The sequence below is a fragment of the Halorussus sp. MSC15.2 genome (assembly GCF_010747475.1).
Taxonomy (GTDB): Archaea; Halobacteriota; Halobacteria; order Halobacteriales; family Haladaptataceae; genus Halorussus.
In genome coordinates, this window is the sequence record NZ_VSLZ01000004.1 from 188,971 (window position 1) to 208,733 (window position 19,763).

The 19,763-nt window shown below is 64.6% G+C and carries 18 protein-coding genes and 1 pseudogene; 10 read left to right on the top strand and 9 right to left on the bottom strand.

Annotated elements, in window-relative coordinates:
• Nucleotides 1-325: 325 nt before the first annotated feature.
• Entirely contained in the window at nt 326-1,147 is an 822-nt protein-coding gene (locus FXF75_RS15835; RefSeq protein ID WP_163522825.1) for a hypothetical protein, read from the top strand.
• 18 nt (nt 1,148-1,165) lie between these two features.
• Here the strand turns inward: FXF75_RS15835 and FXF75_RS15840 are convergent, their stop codons facing one another.
• A complete protein-coding gene (locus tag FXF75_RS15840; RefSeq protein WP_163522826.1) occupies nt 1,166-1,402 on the bottom strand; it encodes a SelT/SelW/SelH family protein in 237 nt (78 codons plus the stop codon).
• Nucleotides 1,403-1,938: 536 nt separating this feature from the next.
• Here FXF75_RS15840 and FXF75_RS15845 point away from each other — a divergent pair.
• A complete protein-coding gene (locus FXF75_RS15845) occupies nt 1,939-2,190 on the top strand; it encodes a hypothetical protein (protein ID WP_163522827.1) in 252 nt (83 codons plus the stop codon).
• A gap of 337 nt (nt 2,191-2,527) precedes the next feature.
• Here FXF75_RS15845 and FXF75_RS15850 read toward each other — a convergent pair whose 3' ends face one another.
• Both FXF75_RS15850 and FXF75_RS15855 read right to left on the bottom strand, forming a co-directional pair.
• Complete coding sequence (locus tag FXF75_RS15850) at nt 2,528-3,166, bottom strand: halocin C8-like domain-containing protein (RefSeq protein ID WP_163522828.1); 639 nt, start codon at nt 3,164-3,166, stop codon at nt 2,528-2,530.
• Nucleotides 3,167-3,428: 262 nt separating this feature from the next.
• Entirely contained in the window at nt 3,429-3,971 is a 543-nt protein-coding gene (locus FXF75_RS15855; RefSeq protein ID WP_163522829.1) for a 20S proteasome subunit A/B, read from the bottom strand.
• Between the two features lie 157 nt (nt 3,972-4,128).
• Between FXF75_RS15855 and FXF75_RS15860 the strand changes: the two genes are divergently transcribed.
• Nucleotides 4,129-5,442 (top strand): RDD family protein, encoded by a 1,314-nt coding sequence (locus tag FXF75_RS15860; RefSeq protein ID WP_163522830.1) that lies wholly within the window; start codon nt 4,129-4,131, stop codon nt 5,440-5,442.
• A 168-nt stretch (nt 5,443-5,610) separates the two neighbouring features.
• Here FXF75_RS15860 and FXF75_RS15865 read toward each other — a convergent pair whose 3' ends face one another.
• Complete coding sequence (locus tag FXF75_RS15865; RefSeq protein ID WP_163522831.1) at nt 5,611-5,904, bottom strand: PadR family transcriptional regulator; 294 nt, start codon at nt 5,902-5,904, stop codon at nt 5,611-5,613.
• A gap of 245 nt (nt 5,905-6,149) precedes the next feature.
• Here FXF75_RS15865 and FXF75_RS15870 point away from each other — a divergent pair, with 245 nt between their 5' ends.
• From FXF75_RS15870 to FXF75_RS15890, 5 genes are all read left to right on the top strand, one after another.
• On the top strand, nt 6,150-7,406 hold the full coding sequence (locus tag FXF75_RS15870; protein ID WP_163522832.1) for a DUF354 domain-containing protein: 1,257 nt from the start codon (nt 6,150-6,152) through the stop codon (nt 7,404-7,406).
• On the top strand, nt 7,403-8,329 hold the full coding sequence (locus tag FXF75_RS15875) for a glycosyltransferase family 4 protein (protein ID WP_309221839.1): 927 nt from the start codon (nt 7,403-7,405) through the stop codon (nt 8,327-8,329). Before FXF75_RS15870 ends, FXF75_RS15875 begins: the two co-directional genes overlap by 4 nt.
• Before the next feature lie 291 nt (nt 8,330-8,620).
• Complete coding sequence (locus tag FXF75_RS15880; protein WP_163522833.1) at nt 8,621-9,394, top strand: glycosyltransferase family 2 protein; 774 nt, start codon at nt 8,621-8,623, stop codon at nt 9,392-9,394.
• A gap of 2 nt (nt 9,395-9,396) precedes the next feature.
• Entirely contained in the window at nt 9,397-9,615 is a 219-nt protein-coding gene (locus FXF75_RS15885; RefSeq protein WP_163522834.1) for a hypothetical protein, read from the top strand.
• Between the two features lie 2 nt (nt 9,616-9,617).
• Complete coding sequence (locus tag FXF75_RS15890) at nt 9,618-11,258, top strand: alkaline phosphatase family protein (RefSeq protein ID WP_163522835.1); 1,641 nt, start codon at nt 9,618-9,620, stop codon at nt 11,256-11,258.
• A gap of 6 nt (nt 11,259-11,264) precedes the next feature.
• Here the strand turns inward: FXF75_RS15890 and FXF75_RS15895 are convergent, their stop codons facing one another.
• From FXF75_RS15895 to FXF75_RS15910, 4 genes and pseudogenes are all read right to left on the bottom strand, one after another.
• Entirely contained in the window at nt 11,265-13,565 is a 2,301-nt protein-coding gene (locus FXF75_RS15895; protein ID WP_163522836.1) for a cation-translocating P-type ATPase, read from the bottom strand.
• Nucleotides 13,566-13,618: 53 nt separating this feature from the next.
• A pseudogene (locus tag FXF75_RS23520) lies at nt 13,619-14,625 on the bottom strand (Gfo/Idh/MocA family protein).
• 116 nt (nt 14,626-14,741) lie between these two features.
• Nucleotides 14,742-16,484, bottom strand: a complete 1,743-nt coding sequence (locus FXF75_RS15905) for an MBL fold metallo-hydrolase (protein WP_163522837.1) — start codon at nt 16,482-16,484, stop codon at nt 14,742-14,744.
• A 150-nt stretch (nt 16,485-16,634) separates the two neighbouring features.
• Nucleotides 16,635-17,459, bottom strand: coding sequence for a phosphosulfolactate synthase (locus FXF75_RS15910; RefSeq protein WP_163522838.1), 825 nt, complete (start codon nt 17,457-17,459; stop codon nt 16,635-16,637).
• 186 nt (nt 17,460-17,645) lie between these two features.
• Here FXF75_RS15910 and FXF75_RS15915 point away from each other — a divergent pair, with 186 nt between their 5' ends.
• Nucleotides 17,646-19,073, top strand: a complete 1,428-nt coding sequence (locus tag FXF75_RS15915) for an FAD-dependent oxidoreductase (protein WP_163522839.1) — start codon at nt 17,646-17,648, stop codon at nt 19,071-19,073.
• A 42-nt stretch (nt 19,074-19,115) separates the two neighbouring features.
• Nucleotides 19,116-19,259 (top strand): hypothetical protein, encoded by a 144-nt coding sequence (locus FXF75_RS22190; protein ID WP_205427794.1) that lies wholly within the window; start codon nt 19,116-19,118, stop codon nt 19,257-19,259.
• Nucleotides 19,260-19,316: 57 nt separating this feature from the next.
• Here FXF75_RS22190 and FXF75_RS15920 read toward each other — a convergent pair whose 3' ends face one another.
• Complete coding sequence (locus FXF75_RS15920) at nt 19,317-19,649, bottom strand: CGCGG family rSAM-modified RiPP protein (protein ID WP_163522840.1); 333 nt, start codon at nt 19,647-19,649, stop codon at nt 19,317-19,319.
• Nucleotides 19,650-19,763 lie beyond the last annotated feature (114 nt).

The following is a 19,763-nucleotide window of genomic DNA, read 5'->3' on the forward strand; positions in this document are numbered from 1 at the left end:
AATCGGTGCCTGTCGTCGGCGTCATCGACGCCTGTAACTCCGAGAGACGCCCGGTGCTGATTGTGAGACATTCCGTAACCCCCGGCGAGGTAGACCACGGGGACGGTGATAAATCCTCAGCACGGTTTTGTCTCCCGGGCGACAACCGGCGGTCTCAGGGCGAGCGTAACGACCAGCGGTCGGACGACCCGCCAAAGCGCACGCGGAGAGTTGCTCCGCACCGACAACAGCGTTTCCGCCCCTCGGGAGGCGGAACTTAGAGCCGAAAATACTGACGGAAAGGAGTAGTTAGTTATCCTTCAAGAACGAAGGTAGACGGGGAACCATGAAGCGAACGTTCCTCGTCTTGCTGGTCCTCGGGATAGTGAGCAGCGCACCACTGGTCTCGTCGGTAGCGACGGTCACGTCGGGCGCGTCGCAACCGCAGTCGTTCGCACAGGACAACGCGACCGAGTACCCACCGGGTCTCTCGGCGGACGGCGTGACGGACCCGCTCGCGCTCGCGGACGCCCACCGGGAGGCGCTCCGAAACACCTCGTACACGGTGGCGACGTCGTACGCGTTCCGCCGACCGAACGGGACCGTGTTGAGTCAGGGAATCACGACGACGCGGGTCTCGTCGGGCGGAGAATCGTTCTTCGCGGTGACCTCCCAAACGCAGAGCAACGCGACTCGACCGCTCGGGTTCGGGCGATATAAACTCGCGACGTGGGCGAACGAGACCCGCGCGGTGACGGCCCGACAGGTTCGGGGCGGCGAACCGACCTACCGGGAGGTCAGTCGTGAGCGAGCGCCGTTCGAACCGGACACCCAGTGGGAACTGTTGTACAGCGCCTTCGCCGCGACGAACACTACCGTCGTCGAGCGGTTCGAACGCGACGGAACCACGCTGTTCCGCGTCGTCTCGACCGAACAACCGGGAACGGAGTTAGCGCCCATGTACGGCGGGTCTTACAGTTTCGTGGCCATCGTGGACTCGCAGGGCATCGTCCGGACGCTCCAGCAGACCTACCAAACGACGTTCGAGGACCGCTCGGCCGTCGTTTCCCGGACGATACGCCTCACTCGACTCGGGAACACCACGGTCGAACGTCCGGACTGGTACGAGAAAGCGGTGGCTAACGGGACGGCGAACGAGACGAGATAATCGGTCTCGGCGGTGCGATTACGACGACGCTCGCTGGCCGACCGACTCCACGATGGCGTCCACGTCGAACTCGTCCTCGTCCTTGTCGAACACCTGTTCGCCGTCGGCGCGGACCTCGAACACGCCGCTGTCGCCCGTCACCAGCGCCACCGAGTCGAGTCGCTCGCCGTACTCGCTGAGAAGTGCGTGCTGTACGTCCTGTGCCCGGTCGAGCATCCCGCAGGGGACGCAGTACTCGATTTCGACGTCCGTCATGGTCGTTCGGCGATACGAATCGAAGTGACTTAAAAGAACAGTACGGAGAGGGACGTTGAGAGGTAATTTATGGTTGAGGGCGGAACCATCGGTGGTACCGTAACGGGATTTCGAGAGTCCTACAATTGTAAAATCTAGTGGGTTCAGGGAATACCGTATTGCAATCCTGTGGTATTACTTTCAATATTCTACGGGAATGTGTCATGCCGTTCGTGTCATGTACGAGCCAATTATAAAGCCACCACCCTAAATGGAAAATCGAGTTCAAAACCGAACTTTACTAAATCGTTCGTTCTCAAACTCTACACCGCCAAAAAACACCAATTAGTAGAGTTATCCCTTGCCAACGCAGTGGTTAGTAAAGTGTATCGTAGAAAACGTCACCACTATCCACCTCCACTTTACGACTACAAGTTGCGTTTCTGGTTGACGGTTAAGACGCATTCTCAGAATCTGAGTAGTCAGACACGCGCTATTCTTGGTTTGAAGTACTATTGACGAAGAATCATATAGGTAGAGCACTAACACTTCATTCAATGGACAGCGACCGTATTGTTGACGTCATATTTGGGCTACTAATGATAAAAATAGGAGCAGCACCTCTTGCTAGCGTCGCCCTCGGTCAACTAGCGCCAGAAGACTTGACGAAGGGTTTGAATATTCACAGTGATGTTTTTGATTCCCTCGTTCTACTGATGTTGGTTTTATTTGGTTCTTTTCTTATACCCATGGGAGTAATCACAATCAAATATGGTAGGTCGAACGTGGAGGAAAATAAAATATATTGACATTAATTTCCGGATTTTTAATTTACAAATGTGGCGTATATAAGAGACATAATTGTAGCATATAATAGTAACCGCGGGAACTCTGCTGACAAGTTTTGACCCTTTATAGCTGAAAGGCCAATTAAGACGAGCAGCAAGTAAACGAATATAACTACGGTTCGTAGGTACAGTGTCGTTAGCAAATTTAATACGTAGTAATCTATCAAAAGGCCAATCGATAGGGTGCCTAATAGGAAAAGAAAAGCCAAGGTCAGACTTTGCCGATTCATATACTAATGTTCGTCCCAAATATCAAAATGTTTATGGCAAGGAGACGTACGTCAGATTGCCTAATCTCTCACTGGCACAGTCCGGCCATTTCGCAGATGCGGGTCGCATTCTTACCCGCACAACCTTTATCGCTAATCTCTTCGCAGATAGTGCTGACTACCCCAAAGCATGTCGCTGCACCTGGTGCAGCACCACTAATCGCATTGCAGATTGCACTAAGACTTGAACCACATCCCACGAAACAGATGACCGGAACTGCTGATTTGCAATACGGGCAGATATCAGGGATATCCCCACATCCACAATTTTGTGGACTCATCGATGGTTGATTGCTCTGTGCTGGAACCGTAATTTCCTGGACTTTATTGGTCTTCAGTTCGCCTTCAGAGAAGACGTATTGGTCTACACTACTTAATTCACCACCTTCATAGTGGAGTATCGAACCTTCTGCTTTCACAACTTTCCCCTGAACAACCGCAACGAACTCCACCTCGCCATTTGGAATCGCAGCCTCCGTTTCAAACGACACTACCTGAAAAGGTTCTCCATTTTCATCTGCGTTTACGATGACCTCAGTCTCATCTCGAACTTGAACAGAGTATGCTTGTGCCAGTTGATTCCGAACTACCTCGAATTTCTTGCTCTTTTTGACTTTCTTGACGACTTCCTTTTCTCTCACCTGAAAGCCTCTTAAGTTGATTTCCATCTTCGCGAGCGGCAGTTAGTCCTGAAAATGCACTTGAGCCAGCTATTCCTGCCGTGCCAACTCCGAGTGCTTTCAGAACGCCGCGCCGTTTAATCGAATCAGTCTCATCAGCAGTTTTGTTGCGACCAGTATTTCCAGCCATTGCACTAAGGAATAATGTTATATAGATATAAAGTTATCAAATTTTAACAGTTATGGATGATTAATTTCTTCCATTAGATTTCGGTGTTAGAGAGTAAAATTTACATTGGGCGGCTCTGATTCACGCCGAATCCGCGTCGGCGGGCAGCCGATACGTGTCTATCTCCGCGCCGGTGTCGGTGTCGCGGTCGGCCGTGGTCTCGACCGCGTCGCGCACTAGTTCCTCGGCGTCGTCCACGCCGAGACCGGCCTCACGGCCCTCTAGGACGCCGAGTGCCAACTGCGCGCCGGACCCGAACGCGACCGCGTCGTCGGTGATGACGCCGCCGTCGCTGCTGATTCCCCGAACCCGCGGGACGCCGTCGTCGCGCGCCGCGACGACCGCCTCGACGCCCTCCGCGGCGGCGAGGTCGCTGGCGACGCTGGCGAACCGGTCGATTCCCATCGGGTCGCCCTGTTCGGTCTCGTGAGACCGGACCTCGGAGTCGAGTTGGCGTCGGAACTCGTCGATTCCGCCCGCCTCGCCGACCGCCGCCGCGCCGACCGCGCCGAAGTCGAAGACGTGGCGTTTGCGCTCGCTCGACACCGTTCCGCCGCGCGTGAGTCGGCGGTCCCCCGCGAGAACGACTCCACCGTCAACCGCGACGCCGACGATAGTTGCCATGTCCGGATGGAGGGCGTCCGGGAGGAAGTGCGTTGTTGCCGAGTCGGCGGAGTCGAAGACTCGGCGATGGGGATGCCCTCGGGTCAGTGCGACGGAGACGATTCCGCCCTCGATATATCGGTGGAGCTATCAGTCGAGACTCGTACAGTCACTCCAGATGACATCTCCGACGCTCAGCCTGTTCGGCGTCGTCCACGTGGACCGTCCGGGGAAAGTCCGCCGGGAACTCGACGCGTTCGCCGACGACGCCGACGCCCTGTTCATCGAGCAACCCGAGATGGAAGTGACGCTCCGGACGTTCGGTCGGGTGGCCGCACGCACCCCGACGTTCTTCCTCGGGATGCTCCTCCACCTCGTCCTGTTGCTGCCGCTCTACGCGGTCCTGAATCGGGCCTACGACGAGGCCGAGGCGATAGCCGCCCGTCGAGTAGCCGAGGACCGCGGCCTGCCGGTCCACGAAATCGACGACCACCCGGTACTGGTCATGAGCAGAGCGGGACCGCGCTGGGTGGCGGTCAACTGGCTAACGATGGCGGGTCTCGCGTGGCTGTTTCGCTCGTCGCTACTCACCACCGCGGGCGTGCTGGTGGTGGCGTTCGGTCTCACGCTCGCGGCGGCCCGAATCGACCGCCGCCTCTGGCTACTGGTCACGGTTCCGACCGCGTGGGGGAGCCTCTGGGCCGGTGCGTCGCAGGGACTGCTCCCGTCCGTACACCTCGCTCCCGGACCCGCCGTGCTCCCGATGCTGTTCTATCTCGCCACCGCCGGAGCTATCAACGAACATCGGAACAGCCACATGCTCGGACGCGTCACGGAGATTTCCGAACGGGAAGGGTACGAGTCGCCGTGTCTGATTACCGGGAAGGCCCACCTCGCGGGACTCGTCTCGCTCGCGGCCGACGCCGACGTGTCGGTCTCGCGGATGCACGTCTCGAAGTGGCTCAGGACCGCCGACGACCCGACCGAACGCCCGGACCCCGACTCGATGGGTGCGGGCGTCGGTCTCGACTGGTTTCTCACCGCGTTCGGCCTCACCCGCCCGGACCCCGTCATCGGTACCGAGGGCGACGTGTTCGGCAGACGGACGCTCGCGGCCGGTCTCGACCTCGCGTTCGCGGCTATCGCGGCGTTCGTGGGCGCGGTCGTGTCGGGCGCTCTCGCCTACACCGTATTCGGCGACCCCGCCCTCGGACCGGGCCTAGTCGTCGGACTGGCGGTCGGTCCGTTCTGTTACTTCGTCGTCTCGGAGGCGTCGCTCGGCCGGACGCCCGGCAAGTGGCTCCTCGGTCTCGTGGTCGTCGCCGAAGACGGGTCGCCGCCCTCGGCGGGCGCGGTCGTCGTCCGCAACCTCCTCCGTCCGCTGGATTTCGTCCCGTTTTATTTGCTGGGCTTCCTCGCTATGCTGGCGACCGACCGCGCTCAGCGACTCGGTGACGTGGCGGGCGACACCGTGGTCGTCCGCGCCGAGTGACGCCCGGAGAACCGCACTCGCTTCGGTCGGCCGAACGGTCAGCGTCACGGATGTTCGAAATCGAGACTGCGAAGCCTGTCCAGAAGTTCGCGGTTCGACCGATACGAGGAGAACTGCCAGTCGGACGAGCGTGTGAAGGGCGTCGAAAAGGGAGTCGCTGACGCGGGACTACGCGGTTATCGAGGACTTCTCGCCGAGGTGGCCCGACTCCCACTCGCGACGGGCCTCGATTTCGCGGCTACCGCGGTCGGTGAGCGCGTAATAGTTGGTTCTGCGGTCGCGCTGCCCCTTGTCTACCAACCCTTTGTCTACGAGCGTGTCTAGATTCGGGTAGAGTCGGCCGTGGTGAATCTCTTTCTCGTAGTACGATTCGAGTTCATCCTTGATTGCGAGGCCGTGCGGTTCGTCCTTCCCCGCGATGACGTACAGCAAGTCCCGCTGGAAACCAGTCAGGTCGTGCATGACTTACGAAAGACGATAGTTTCTCTGTAATTATAAGCTTGATGGCCGGTAAATTCAGATTCATTCGGATTCGTGGCGTAGAGCACGTCGATACGCTAGGTCCGACCGGTCCGTTCGCCGTCCTGAACCGAACTGCGACGGTCGGCGACGCGGCTTCAGGCTCCGTATAACAATGGCCGTGCGAGCGCAACGTCGCACTACTGACCCCAGAGCCACGCGCGGGTCTCCGTCGGAACGAGATTACCATGAAGTATCTGTTCTTCACCAACACGCCAGCACAGGTTCACCAGTACAGGCGCGCGGTCTCGAAACTGGAGGAACGCGGGCACGAGACCCTCGTACTCGCGCGCGACTACGGTTGCACCGAGGCGTTGCTCGACTACTACGAGGTACCGTACGAACTCTACGGACGGTGCGGGACCGAGAAGTTCTCACTGGTTCGCGAACTGCCGAAACACGCCGTCAACATCGTCCAGCGGACGCTCCGGTACGGCCCCGATTGCGTCTTCGGCCGCGGGACCTACGCCGCGCTCGCTGGGACCGTCGCACGGGTTCCGGTCGTGCTGGTGGACGACTCCGGCAACACCGACTTCGACCACGCTATCTCCGTCCCGCTGGCCGACGCGGTGCTGACGCCCCACACTTTCGAGAAGGACCTCGGCGATAAGCACTACGAGTTTCGGGGGTTCAAGGAGTGCGCCTACCTCCACCCGGAGGAGTGGGAGCCACAGACCGACGTGCGCGAGGAGTTGGGCGTCGGCCCGGACGAGACGTTCGCCATCGTCCGACTGAACGCCTTCGGGTCGCATCACGACGTCGGCGAAGCCGGGTTCACGCCCGAAAAGCGCCGGGAACTCGTCGAGCGCCTCGCCGAGGACGCGACCGTCTTCGTCTCGGACGAGGGCGGCGACATGGACCTCGACCACGCGCCCGCCAGACCGTTCGACCTCCATCCGGCGCTACTCCACGACGCGCTGGCCGAGGCGTCCCTGCTGGTCGCCGACACCCAGACGATGGTGACGGAGGCGGCGCTCCTCGGCACTCCCGCGATTCGCTCGAACTCCTTCGTCGGCGACGACGACATGGGCAACTTCCTCGACCTCGAACGCGCGGGGCTGATATACAACCTCGAGGCGTTCGACGCGGTACTCGACGCCGCGACCGACATCCTCGCAGACGACGACGCCGACAAACGCTGGGGCACGCTGCGGGACGACTACCTCGACGACAAGGTGAATCTCACCGAAGTCGTCCTCGACGTGGCCGAGACGGTCGGCGCGACGGGCGACGTCTCCCCGGTCGGTATCGACCGGGTCAGCGGCGTCTCACCGCGCGAACCCGACCGCGCGCTCGCGCTCGACCCCGAGACGCTTCGGAGCGACGGCGGCCGGGGCGACCGGGTCGCGGACGACGCGAGCGGGGTCGGCGAGTCGCAGGACGACCCCGAACGGACCGACCGACAACGAGACGACGGCGCTCGGACCGAGGGAGGGAGACGGTGAACGTCCTCAATCTGGTCTCGAACGAGGACGCCCGGTTCTTCGAGCAACAGACGAAGGTGCTGGAGCGCCGCGGCGTGAACTGCGCCACGATGAAACCGCCCGGCGACCACGTCGCCCGCGAGGACGTGACCGAGCGGTCGGTCGGCGACTACCTCCGGTTCGTCCCGCAGGTCATCAACGAGTCGCTGGAGGGGTACGACGTGGTCCACGCCAACTACGGTCTGACCGCCCCGGCCGCGCTCGCGCAGGTCAGACTGCCGGTGGTCCTCTCGCTGTGGGGCACCGACCTGATGGGCGAGTACGGGTGGCTGTCTAAACAGTGCGCGCGCTACTGCGACGCCGTCATCGTGATGTCCGACGAGATGGCGCGCGAACTCGGCGAACCCTGCCACGTTATCCCACACGGTATCGACATGGACCGATTCGCACCCCGGCCGAAGGACGAGGCCCGCGCCGAGGTGGGTTGGGACCCGGACGCGCGCCACGTCCTGTTCCCGTATCCGCCCTCGCAGGACGTGAAGAATCACTCCCGCGCGCGTCGAATCGTCGAGCGAGCGAGCGAACGAATCGAGACCGACGTGGAGTTACAGGTCGTCTACGGCGTCCCCCACGCCGAGGTGGCCGCGTACATGAACGCCGCCGACGCGCTCCTGCTCACCTCGAAGCGAGAGGGGTCGCCCAACTCCGTCAAGGAGGCGCTGAGTTGTAACCTCCCGGTCGTCTCCACCGACGTCGGCGACGTCGCCGACCGACTCGACGGCGTCTCGCCGTCCGCCGTCTCGGACGACGACGACGAACTCGTCGAGGCACTGACGGACGTTCTCGCCGACCCCCGTCGGTCGAACGGTCGGGAGACCGTTCGGCACCTCAGCCTCGACCGGATGGCCGAGCGAATCGAAGGCGTCTACGAGTCAGTCGTCTGACCCACGGTGTCACGGTGACTCGACACCCCGAAATTACCGAGTCCACCCCGACCTGATTTTCTCGGTTCGTGGAAGTTTCGAAGTCACGCGCTAACGTGACTTTGAGAGTCGTAAGGTCCCCCGACCCACAGGTGGGAAATATCCGGTTTCTCGAAGGCTAGGCAACGAGTACCAAGCGGTAATCGCACGAACCGCCGTACGGCCGACTTATACTCGGGAAGACACCCACTATCCCGGTATAGTCGCTGGACAACAAAGTGCCGGGAAACGGATGGATACGCCGAAGGAACCATGAGCTTACAGGTCGCGGAGGGCGGTCGAACCGCCCGAACCGTCGCGGAGTCACTCGGCAACGCTCACCTCGTCGTGGGCATTCCGGCGTACAACGAGGAGAGCGCCATCGGGAGTACCGTCCTCGGCGTCCAGCGGTGGGCCGACGAAGTGGTGGTCGTTGACGACGGGAGCACCGACCGGACTCCCGCGATTCTGGCGCAGGCGGACGTGACCGTGTTACGCCACGAGTCCAACCGGGGGAAAGGGGCCGCGGTCCGCACCCTCTTCGCTCACACCCGGCACACGGACTGCGACGCGCTCGTCATGCTCGACGCCGACGGGCAGCACGACCCGACGGACATCCCCGCGCTCGCCGAACCGGTGGTCGAAGGCGAGGCCGACATGGTCATCGGGAGTCGGTATCTCACCGACGACGCTCGCGACGAGACGCCGGCCTACCGCAGGGTCGGGCAGGTAGTCCTCGACTACTGCACCTCGCGCGTGACCGGGTCGGACCTCACCGACACCCAGAGCGGGTTCCGGGCGTTCTCGCCCGAATCGCTCGAACGGCTCTCCATCACGACCGACGGGATGGGCGTCGAGAGCGAGATGATAGACTCGGCGACCAACGAGGGACTGACCATCACCGAACGGGCCATCGACGCCCGGTACGAAAACCTCGAAGGCCAGACCCACAATCCCGTGAAGCACGGACTCGCGGTCATGCTCTTCCTGGTTCGCCTCCTGAAACGCCGCCGACCGATTCCCTCGTTCTCCAGCAGGAACCGATAACCATGTCGACGATACAGCTACCGACCGACCTCAGCGACCGCTACGAACTGCTCGCCGACCGACTCGACGGCTTCGACGACGCCGACGAACTCGCCGCGTACGTCCTCGAATCGACCGCCGCCGAAATCGAGCGCGGCGACGCGGCCGACGGCGGCGCGGACAGCGCCGACGACGACGTGGTGGAGGACCGCCTCGAACAACTGGGGTACCTCGAAAAGTGACGATGAGCGACGGCTCAGTTTACGTGTTCGGGTTGGACGGCGTTCCGCCCGAACTCGTCGATAGGGGCATCGACGCCGGACGGCTCCCCAACTTCGGACGGATGCGCGCCGAGGGCACCGACGGCACGACGCGCTCGACGGTGCCGCCGCTGTCGATGATAGCGTGGAGTTCGTTCGCCACGGGCCGCAACCCCGGCAACCACGGCGTCTACAACTTCATGCTCAAGGAGGAGGGCGGGTACGCCACCGACTTCGTCAACGCCGAGACCCTCCGCGAGCAGTCGGTCCCGGTCTGGGAGTACCTCGACGCCGAGGGTCACCGCTCGGGCGTGATGAACGTCATGCCGGGGTACCCACCGTCCCGGACCTCGGGGTTCCACATCTCGGACAACATCACGACGCCCTCCTCGGGGTCGTACGCCTTCCCCGACGAGTTGCAGGCCGACATCGAGGAGCGGGTCGGCGAGTACGACGTGGACCCCTACGAGGGGTACGACGACGGTACCGACGAGGCGAACCTGCACGGGTTGTTGGACAACTTCTTCGAAATCGAGCGCAACCGCATCGAGGTCGCCAAGTTGCTCGTCGAGGAGTACCCCTGCGACTTCCACTCGCTGGTGTTCTCGGGACCGGACAACGTCCTCCACGTCCTCGGCCACGTGCTGGACGAGACCCACCCCAAGCACGACCCCGAGGTGGCCCGCAAGTACGACGACAAGCCCCTCGAACTGCTGGAACTCTACGACGAATTCCTCGGATGGGTGATGGAACGAATGGACGACGAGGACACGATGCTGGTCCTCTCGGACCACGGTCACGGGCCGGTCTACCAGACAATCAACCTCAACTCGTGGCTCTACTCGGCGGGCTACCTCGAACTGGAGTCCCGACCGTGGACGCGCCTGAAGCAGTTCGGCTACAACCACGTCTACGACGCCGTCGAGACGGTGATGAGCGAACTCAACCTGTTCTCGAAGCTCAAGATGGGCGTGGCCCGGACCAACGGAGACGGGTCGGGACCGGACCTCGCGGAACTGCTCACCATCTCCCGGAAGGACATCGACTGGAGTCGGACCGCCGCGTTCACGGTCGCGAGCGGGGGCCAGATTTATCTCAACACCGACGACCACGCCGAGGGAGCCATTCCCGACCACAAGTACGACGAGGTGCGCGAGCGCCTCCGCGAGCGACTGCTCGCCATCGAACACCCCGAGCGCGGCGAGCGAGTCATCGATTCGGTCCTCTACGGCGAGGACGTGTACGGCGACGAGTACGCCGACACCCGCCCGGACCTCGTCTGCATGCCCGCGCCGGGCTACCAGATTCAGTACCCCCAGACGATGAAGACCAAGCGCGTGTTCGCCGACCCGCCCAAGACCGGGTCGCACACCTCGATGAACGAGATGCACGGCGTCTTCTACGCGTGGGGCGGCCCGGTCAAACAGGAGACCGGCGTGACGGTGAACCTGACGGATTTCGCGCCGACGGCGTGTTCGCTGTTGGACGTGCCGGTTCCCGAGGCGATGGACGGCGACGTGCGCGACGACGTGGTGGCGGTCACGCCGGAGCGCGCCCACTACGACGGGAAGGTCGAGGCCAAGCGGGCAGTCAGAGAAGTCGCCGACGGTCTCTCGGTGGACTGAGCGCGGTCACGCCGACTCGGCGTCCGTCGCGCCCGCGAAGTCCGTCGTCGGTCGCTCCCCGCGGAGCAACTGCCCGCCGAAACTGTTGAGCAGGACGACCGAGACCGACAGCACCATCGCTATCATGGCGAAGACCGGGTGGACGAGTCCGGTCGTCGCCGCGGCGACGCCCACCCCGTTGAACGCGAACGCCGCGGCCAAATTCTGTCTGGTCTTCCGATAGCTCCGGTCGGCGATTTCGTAGGCGTCCGCGACACCGCCGAGTCGGTCGGTGACGAGGACGACGTCGGCGCTCTCGATGGCGATGTCGGTGCCCGCACCGACCGCGATGCCGACGTCGGCCTGCGTCAGCGCCGGGGCGTCGTTGATGCCGTCACCGACCATCGCCACGCGGTCGCCCTCGGCCTGAAACCGTCGTATCTCCTCGCGCTTGTCCTCGGGGAGTACCTCGGCCGTCACGCGGTCGATGCCGACCCGGTCGGCCACCGTGCGGGCGGTTCGCTCGTCGTCGCCGGTGAGCATCACTGGAGTCGCACCCCACTCGCGAATGCGGGCGACCGCGTCCGCGGCGTCGTCTTTCACCGGGTCGCCGAACGCGAGGAGACCGAGAACCGCTCCGTCGACTGCGACTGCGACGACGGTGAGACCACGGTTCCGTAACTCGTCGGCGTCGTCGGACAGTTCCGCCGGCAGGCCGCCGTCGGCGGCCCACGACGGTTTCCCGACGCGAATCTCCGCCCCGGCCGCCGTCGCGCGGACGCCCTTGCCGGTCTCGCTGTCGAACTCCTCGGGCGTGGGGAACTCGACGCTACGTTCGGCGGCGTGGTCCATGACCGCGTCCGCGAGGGGGTGTTCGCTGTACACCTCCGCGGTCGCGGCCCGGCGGACCACCTCGGTCTCGTCCGCATCGCCGACCGCGAGGACCGCCGCGACGGCGGGTTCGCCCTTCGTGACGGTCCCCGTCTTGTCGAGGACGACCGTCTCGACCTCGCGGAAGGCGTGGAAGGCGTCGGCGCTCCGCATGAGCAGGCCGCGCTCGGCCGCGACGCCGCCGCCCCGGACCAGCGCGAGCGGCGTCGCCATCCCGAGCGCGCAGGGGTACCCGAGGACGAGGACCGCGAGCGCGGCGAACGCGCCGCGCTGAACGTCGGGCGCGCCGCCGAGGAGCAGCGGCCCGACCGTCCAGAACAGCGCCGAGGCCGCGGCGACGACGAACACGCCGGGAACGAAGTACTTCAGCACCCGGTCGGCCAGCGCGACCACGCCCGGTTTCATCGCCCGCGCGGCCTCGACCTCTCTGGCGACGCGGTTCAGGAAGGCGTCCTCGCCGGTCGCGGTCACCTCCGCGAGCAGGGTGCCGGTCCGGTTGATGCTTCCGCCGACCACCTCGTCGTCCGGCGACTTGTCCACCGGGGCCGACTCGCCCGTCGCCACGCTCTCGTCCACTGCGCTCTCACCGTCGAGGACGCGGCCGTCTACCGGCACCCTCTCGCCGGGTTCGACGCGCACGCGGTCGCCGACCGAGAGGGCTTCGACAGCGACTTCTTCGATTTCGGTTTCGCCGTCTTCGACCTCCTCGACCTCGCTATCACCGTCGTCTCGGTCGCCAGACTCGCGGACGCGCCGGGCGGTGTCCGGTCGGAGGTCGAGCAGACCCTGTACGGCCCGCGAAGCGCGCGTTCGGACGAGCAGGCTGGTATACTCGGAGAGGACGTGGTACGCAGTGACGAACACCGAGACCGCGAAGAAGTGGACCGTCGGGAACGACGGGAAGGCGAACAGGCCGAGCAGACCGCCCGCGAGTCCCGCGAGCGCCCCGGCTTCCAGCAGGACGTGCTGGTTCAAGATACCGCGCCGGAGGCTGTTGTACGCCTTCGAGAGGATGTACCGACCCGGGCCGAGCATCGTGACGAGCGCGAGTCCGAACGCTGCGAGGTCCATCCCGACCGACGTCGATTCGAAGCTCCCGCGGACGAACACCATGAACAGCATCAGGGCCGCGGTGATTCCCGAGAGCGCCCCGGCGAGCGCGAGGCGGCGTTTCCCGCGGTCCAACTCCGCCCGCTGTTCCTCGAAGCGCGCCTCCTTGTCCGGGTCCCGAATCGTGAATCCGAGGTCCCGGAGCGCGTCCTTCAGTTCGACCTCCGACACCGCCGCGTCGTCGTACTGGACTCGGACTTCCTCGTGAGCGAGGCTGACGCTCGCGTCTTCGACCCCGTCGGTCCGGTCGTAGGCCTTCCGGATGCTCTCGGTGCAGAACGAGCAACTCATCCCGCCGACGTGGTACTGGACCTCGCTGTGAGCCACGTCGCTATCGTGGGGCGAGAGCCGAAAAAGCGTTACGCGACTCCAGACGGCGACTACTCCAACTCCACCGCCACCCGCTCGCCGGTGCGTGCCGACTCGTAGGCCGCCTCGGTCAGCGCGGTCACCGCCAGCGCGTCCCTCGCGGTGGCAGGCGGTCGCTCGCCCGTCTCGACGCAATCGATGAACGCCTCGGCCTTGTTGCGCTGCTCGTCGCGGTCGATGAAGGGGATGACCGTCGTGGAGTCGGACTCGATAGTTTCGAGTTCTCGCTCCTCCCATTGGCGGCCTTCGAGGTAGACCGCACCCTCGGGGTCCCAGATGTGGATATGTTCGCGGACGCAGGGCGCGTCGCTGTGGACCGAGATGGTGCCGTGCGCGCCGCCGGCGAACTCCACGGTGAGGATGGCCCGTTGGTCCACGCGGCCCTCCTCGTCGGCGAACACCATCTCGGCGCTCACCTCCTCCGGGACCAGACCCGTGGTCCACAGCACCGCGTCGATGAGGTGACTGCCGGTGTCGTAGAGGTTCCCGCCGCCCGAGAGGTCGGGGTCGGTCCGCCACGTGTCCTCGAACCGGGATATCCAGTTCTGGGTGATTTCTGCGCTGAGGAAGTCCGGCGAGCGGTCGCCCTGCCAGCGCTCGCGGGCGGTCTGGAACGCCGGGTTCAGGTGGCGCTGGTAGCCCACCATCAGCACCTGCTCGCTCGACTCGGCGCGGTCGCGAGGTCCCGGGCCTCGCCGAGGTCGGTCGTCAGCGGTTTGTCGCAGAAGACGTGAAGGTCACGGTCGAGCGCCGCCGTCACCATCTCGTGGTGGAGGGTGTGTGGCGTTCCGACGAGAACCGCGTCTAACGACTCCGCGTCGAGCATCTCGCGGTAGTCCTCGTACTGTGAGCCGTCGCCGACGTAGAGCGTCTCGCCCGCAGTTCGACGGGTCTCCGGGCTGAGGTCCGCCAACGCCGTCACCGTCGAGCGCGGGTCCTGTTCGAAGAGCCGTCCGACCGTGGTTCCGATGTAGCCGCCGCCGATGACGCCGACCCTGAGTTTCTCGGCCTGAGACATCCCTGTACGTCCCCACCACGAGGGGTCTCTTGATTCGTGCGGCCGTTCCGCAGTCGCCGACCGTTCGCGGAACCGTGTCCGCTTCGCGTCCGAGGCCCTCCGCAGCACCGCGTCACTCACTCGTCCTCGCTCTCAGTGAGGACCACGGTGACCTCCTCACCGTGTTCGAGGTCAGTCTCGTCCAGTAGACGCAGCAGCGTAACGTCGTCGCCGCCGTCCACGACGCGGGCGCGGAGGCGCGCGCCGGTGGCCCTCGGTTCGAGGTCGTCGAGTCGGCCGAGAACTTCGCGTCGGAACCGCTCGGTCTCGGTGACGGCCGCGTCCGGGACCGACGAATCTGATAGCCCTGACTCGGCCGCCTCCGGTTCGATTGCCTCCGGTTCGCTCGTCTCCGACTCGTCCGGTCGTCGCTCGCCCGCTTCGGTGTCCGCCGCTTTCGACGCGGCCTCTTTACCCTCGGTTTGGGTCGAGCGAGCGGTCGAGTGCGTCGAGTCGTCGCGCTCGCCGAACCGGTCCTCCAACCGCTCGACTTCGACGCCTTCGGCCCCGAGTTCGGGGTCGGCGACCCGAACCACGGCGGGGAGCGACTCGTCGCGTTCCGCGAGATCGCCGAACCGCGCGCCGTTCGCCCGCCAGTCGCGGGCGCGGATGGACTGGACCGCGGTCTCGCTCAGCCACGGCGGCGGCGACCACCGACCGCCCTCGTAGAGGATTTGCTCGCGTTCGTCGTCGCTGGCCCAGACGAATCGCTCGTCGTAGCGCCCTCTGAAGTTCCGGAGGGCGTGGCGCGGCCCGTGCCCCGCGACGACGTGGATGGGGTCGAACTCCTCGACCAGTTCGTCGATGGCCGAGAGCGAGGGGTGGTTGACCACCTCGAAGTCGTAGACGGTGCAAGTCGCCGTGTCTACCGGGGTAGTCGCCCCGCCGGTCAGTTGGACGAGCGTCGCCGCCGAATCGCCTTCGACGACGCCGAACAGGCGGCGGGCGCTCCCCTCCGTGGGAACCTCCGGTCCCGCGAACGTGACGGTGCCGCGTTCGAGCAGGTCGCTGGCCGAGTCGAACACCGGGACCGCCTCGACGTTCGGCACGTCGTAGCCGAGGTCGGCGTAGAGTTTGGCACACTGGCCCGCGAGCGTGACCGGAATCGGGTCGCCCAACCGCTCGCCGAGGTGGCCGAGCAGGTAGGCGTAGTGGACCGCCGTCAGCGCGCTGGCGGTCGCGAGGACCGACGACCCGGCCTGTGCGCGCTCCACGAGGGTGAACAGCGACTCCGAGAGCGTCTTCTCGAAGTCGTCGGCGGTCGAGACGTTGACGAACAGCGCGTCGATATCGACCGGCAGTTCGGTCCGGAAACCGGGATAGCCCGCGACTCGGCGCGTCGTGAAGTCGCCGGTGAACAGGAGGTGGTTGGTCCGCGACCCGTCACCGAATCGCACGACGAACCCGGACGCGCCGGGCGCGTGGCCCGCGGGAACCGGAGAAACCGCAACGTCCGCGACGAGCGTCTCCCACCCGTCGAGTGGTTCGACGGCGTCGAGAACGCCGTCGGTGGTCCCGATTTCGTAGTTCTTCTCGCCTTCGGTCAGCACGTGTTCGAGGACGTTCGCCGTCGGTTCGGCGGCGTACACCCGGGCACCGTCGCGAAGGGAGTCGGCGAGCGACGCGTAGTGGTCGAGGTGAGCGTGCGTGAGCAGAACCGCCACGAGATACTCGTCGTCGGCCAACAGCGAGTCGATATCGACGCCGACGCCCGAGTCGACGAGGACGCAGGCCGTCCGCTCGCGGGTCGCGTCTCGGAATCGGAGGAGGTAGGAACCGCCGCCGGTAGATGGGTTCGCGTGCTGATAGCTGAGTCTCATCTGTGGCAGAACCCGCCTCCGACGCTCGCTGTCCCGACACGGAACATATCTTGAGTAACGGACCGAGGGAACCTAAACGCTTTGTTAACCGTTGCCTCGTGTCAATGATAGATAGATTTTGGGCTCCGGGGTCTGCACTACGAGGCCGTCTCAGGTCTCCCGGTCGTAAGACGTGACCCGACCCCACGAACTCTTCTTCCCCCAGAGACCCGAGCGCATGCACTCCAGTTCGACTATCTGTGAGTTGTCCACGAACAGGTTGACCTCCGGGCCGAAGTTCTTGATGTACCACTCGAACACCGCCGGGTCGGCCGCCTCGAACACGCAGTTCTCGATGCCGACCTCGTTGGCGATTTCGAAGGCCACGTCGGTGCGCCACTCCCGAACTCGCTCGGTGATGCCCTCCGACTCGACCATAATCTTGTACGCGCCGGCGTCGAGGTGGCGCTGGGCCTCCCGGACGGCGCTCGCCGGGTCGATGGCCTCCTCGCTCTCCAACTCCTCGACCGACGACGCACCGCCCGCGCCGAACTGGACGTTTATCTCCGGTTTGGGCTTCAGGCCGTGGTCCTGCACCAGTTCGGTGAGCGCCACGAGGTCGTCGGTGTCGATGGCGATGAACCCCGACGATATCTCCACGATGTCGAACCCTAGATTTCCGGCCTCCTCGACGTACTGCTCGACCTTGTCGTGGTCCCTGACGAGGACGTTCTCCACGAATCCGCCCGTCGAGACTTGAACGTCGTACTCGTGGCAGGTCTCGACGAGTTCGGTCACGGCGTCCTCTGGCATCAGCGCGAACGACCCGCCGGAGAACTTGTAGATGTCCACGTACTCGCCCATCGTGTCAAGGATGTCGCGCAACTCGCGCGGTCCCATCGGGTCGTAGTACGGGCCTCGAATCTCGGTGATACCCTTCTCGCGCGGTTTCGATTCGCGCTCGTTGATGTGCAAGAAGTCGAATGCTCTGTCCATCGGAACCCCCCGAACGAGATACGACGAACCGCCACTTCACTGTTCGCCAGCGATGCGACGACGCCGAATCGGTCACGCTCGCAGACCCGGCCGACAGGGTTCGACTGCCCCCGAACGACGCTCTGAATCCCCAGCTTCGAACCGGGCAAACGGATATGTGCTCCGCCGTGGAAGCCTTCCCAACTCATGAGCGAACGATTTCTCGTCGTCGGGGGAGACGCCGCGGGGATGAGCGCGGCCGGGAAGGCAAAGCGAGACGACCCGGACCGTGAGGTCGTGGTCTTCGAGCGCGGCGACTGGGTGTCCTACGGGGCCTGCGGTCTCCCCTACTACGTCAAGGGCGAGATAGCCGAGGTGAGCGACCTCGTGGTGGTCGAACCGCAAAAAATCGTGGAGGAACGCGGCATCGACCTGCGCCGCCAGCAGGAGGTGGTCGGAATCGACCCCGAACGTGGGACCGTCACCGTCGAACACGACGGCGAGTGCTACGAGGAGTCGTACGACGACCTGCTGCTGGCCACCGGCGGACGGGCCGCGCTCCCGGACGCGCCCGGGACGGACCTCGACGGCGTCTTCGCGGTGCGGAACCTCGAAGCGGGCCGGGCGCTCCGGAGTTACGTCCTCCACGAAGACGACGGCGAGGCGGCGACGGTTCCGGCCGCCGACTCGGAGTACGGCGCGGCGTTCCGCGCCCACCTCTCCGAGGCCGACACCGAAGTCGTCGCGGTCGTCGGGGCCAACAAAATCGGGCTGGAGATGGCCGAGGCGTTCGTCGCCCGCGGGTTCGATGTCCACGTCTTCGAGGAGGGTCCCCGCGTCCTCCCGATGTTCGGGCCGGACGTGGCGGGCGTCGTCGCCGACCACCTCCGCGAGCGCGGCGTGACGCTCCACCTCGACACCACCGTCCAGCGACTCGACGGCAAGGACGGACGGGTCGCGGCGGTGGAGACTGAGACCGAACGAATCGCAGTGGACGCGGTTCTCAGCGACGTGGGCGTCGAACCCGACACCGAACTCGGGGCGTCAGCGGGGCTGGAACTCGGCGCGAACGACGCGATTCGCACCGACGAGTTCGGGCGGACCGACGCGGACCGCGTCTACGCCGCGGGCGACTGCGCCGAGACGCGCCACCTGCTCACTGGCGACCGCGTCCACTGGCCGTACGCGCTCGCGGCCAACCGCGCGGGCCGCGCCGTCGGGCGAACGGTCGCGGGCCGACCGACGCCGACCGGTGGCATCGTCGGAACCAACGTGATGAAGGCGTTCGACCGCGAAGTCGCGCGAACGGGTCTCGACGACGAGCAGGCCCGCGAGGCCGGGTTCGACCCGGTCTCGACCACTATCACGACCATCACCCGCGCTCACTACTACCCCGGGTGGTCGCGCATCGTCGTCCACGCGACGGCCGACGCCGACTCGGTCAGACTCCTCGGCGCGAGCATGGTCGGCGCGGAAGGGGCGGCCCACCGCATCAACTCGGTCGCGGCGTCGCTCCACGCTGGACTGACGGTCCGGGAAGTCGGGAACCTCGACTTCGGCTACGCGCCGCCGTTCGGTCCGGTCTGGGACCCGGTGCTCCTCGCGGCGAAGGCGCTCGGCGACGAGATGGAGTGACCCCACCCACGGACCTATCCGTCTTAGCACCGTACGTCCGCCGTGACCTATCAAACCACGATGGGCTGGTCGCTCGTCACGTCCGGTATCGTCACGCTCCTGCTGAAGGCCCTGCCCGGCGACTCGCTGTGGTGGGGCGTCCTCTTCCTCGTCGCGGGCGTCGCGATGCTGTACGTCCGACAGTAGCGCGAGTGGGGCAACAGAAGAGGAGCGAAAAAAGGAGGAGAAGCGCGGCGGCGGACGCTATTCGACGTGGACGCGGGTGACGTGCCCGCCACAGCCACACTGTTCGACGTACTCCCACGAGACGTCGTCACCGAAGGCCGCGTCGAGCGCGTCGTAGAGGTACGTTTCCGGGTGGCCGTGGTCGCCGTGGGTCACGAGGTTGACGTGGTTCCCGCCCGCGGTGTGTTCGACCGCGGTCTCGGCCTGTTCGACCACGAGGTCCCGGCTCTCGGCGTGGTGGGGCTTTTCGAGGTTCGCCGACCACGAGTTGTCGTGGACGCGGTCAGTTATCGGTTCCACGTCGCTGTCGAGGTCGGCGTCGTGTTCGCGGTCGTCGCTGGTGGTTCCCATGTTCGAACGGAGGGCGCGTCCGTGCGAAGGGGTTGTCCCGAACGTGTTCGGGTAGAGGAACCGGCGGAGCTAAGCCGGTCGTACCCCTCCGATAACGCGTTTCAAATCTCGATA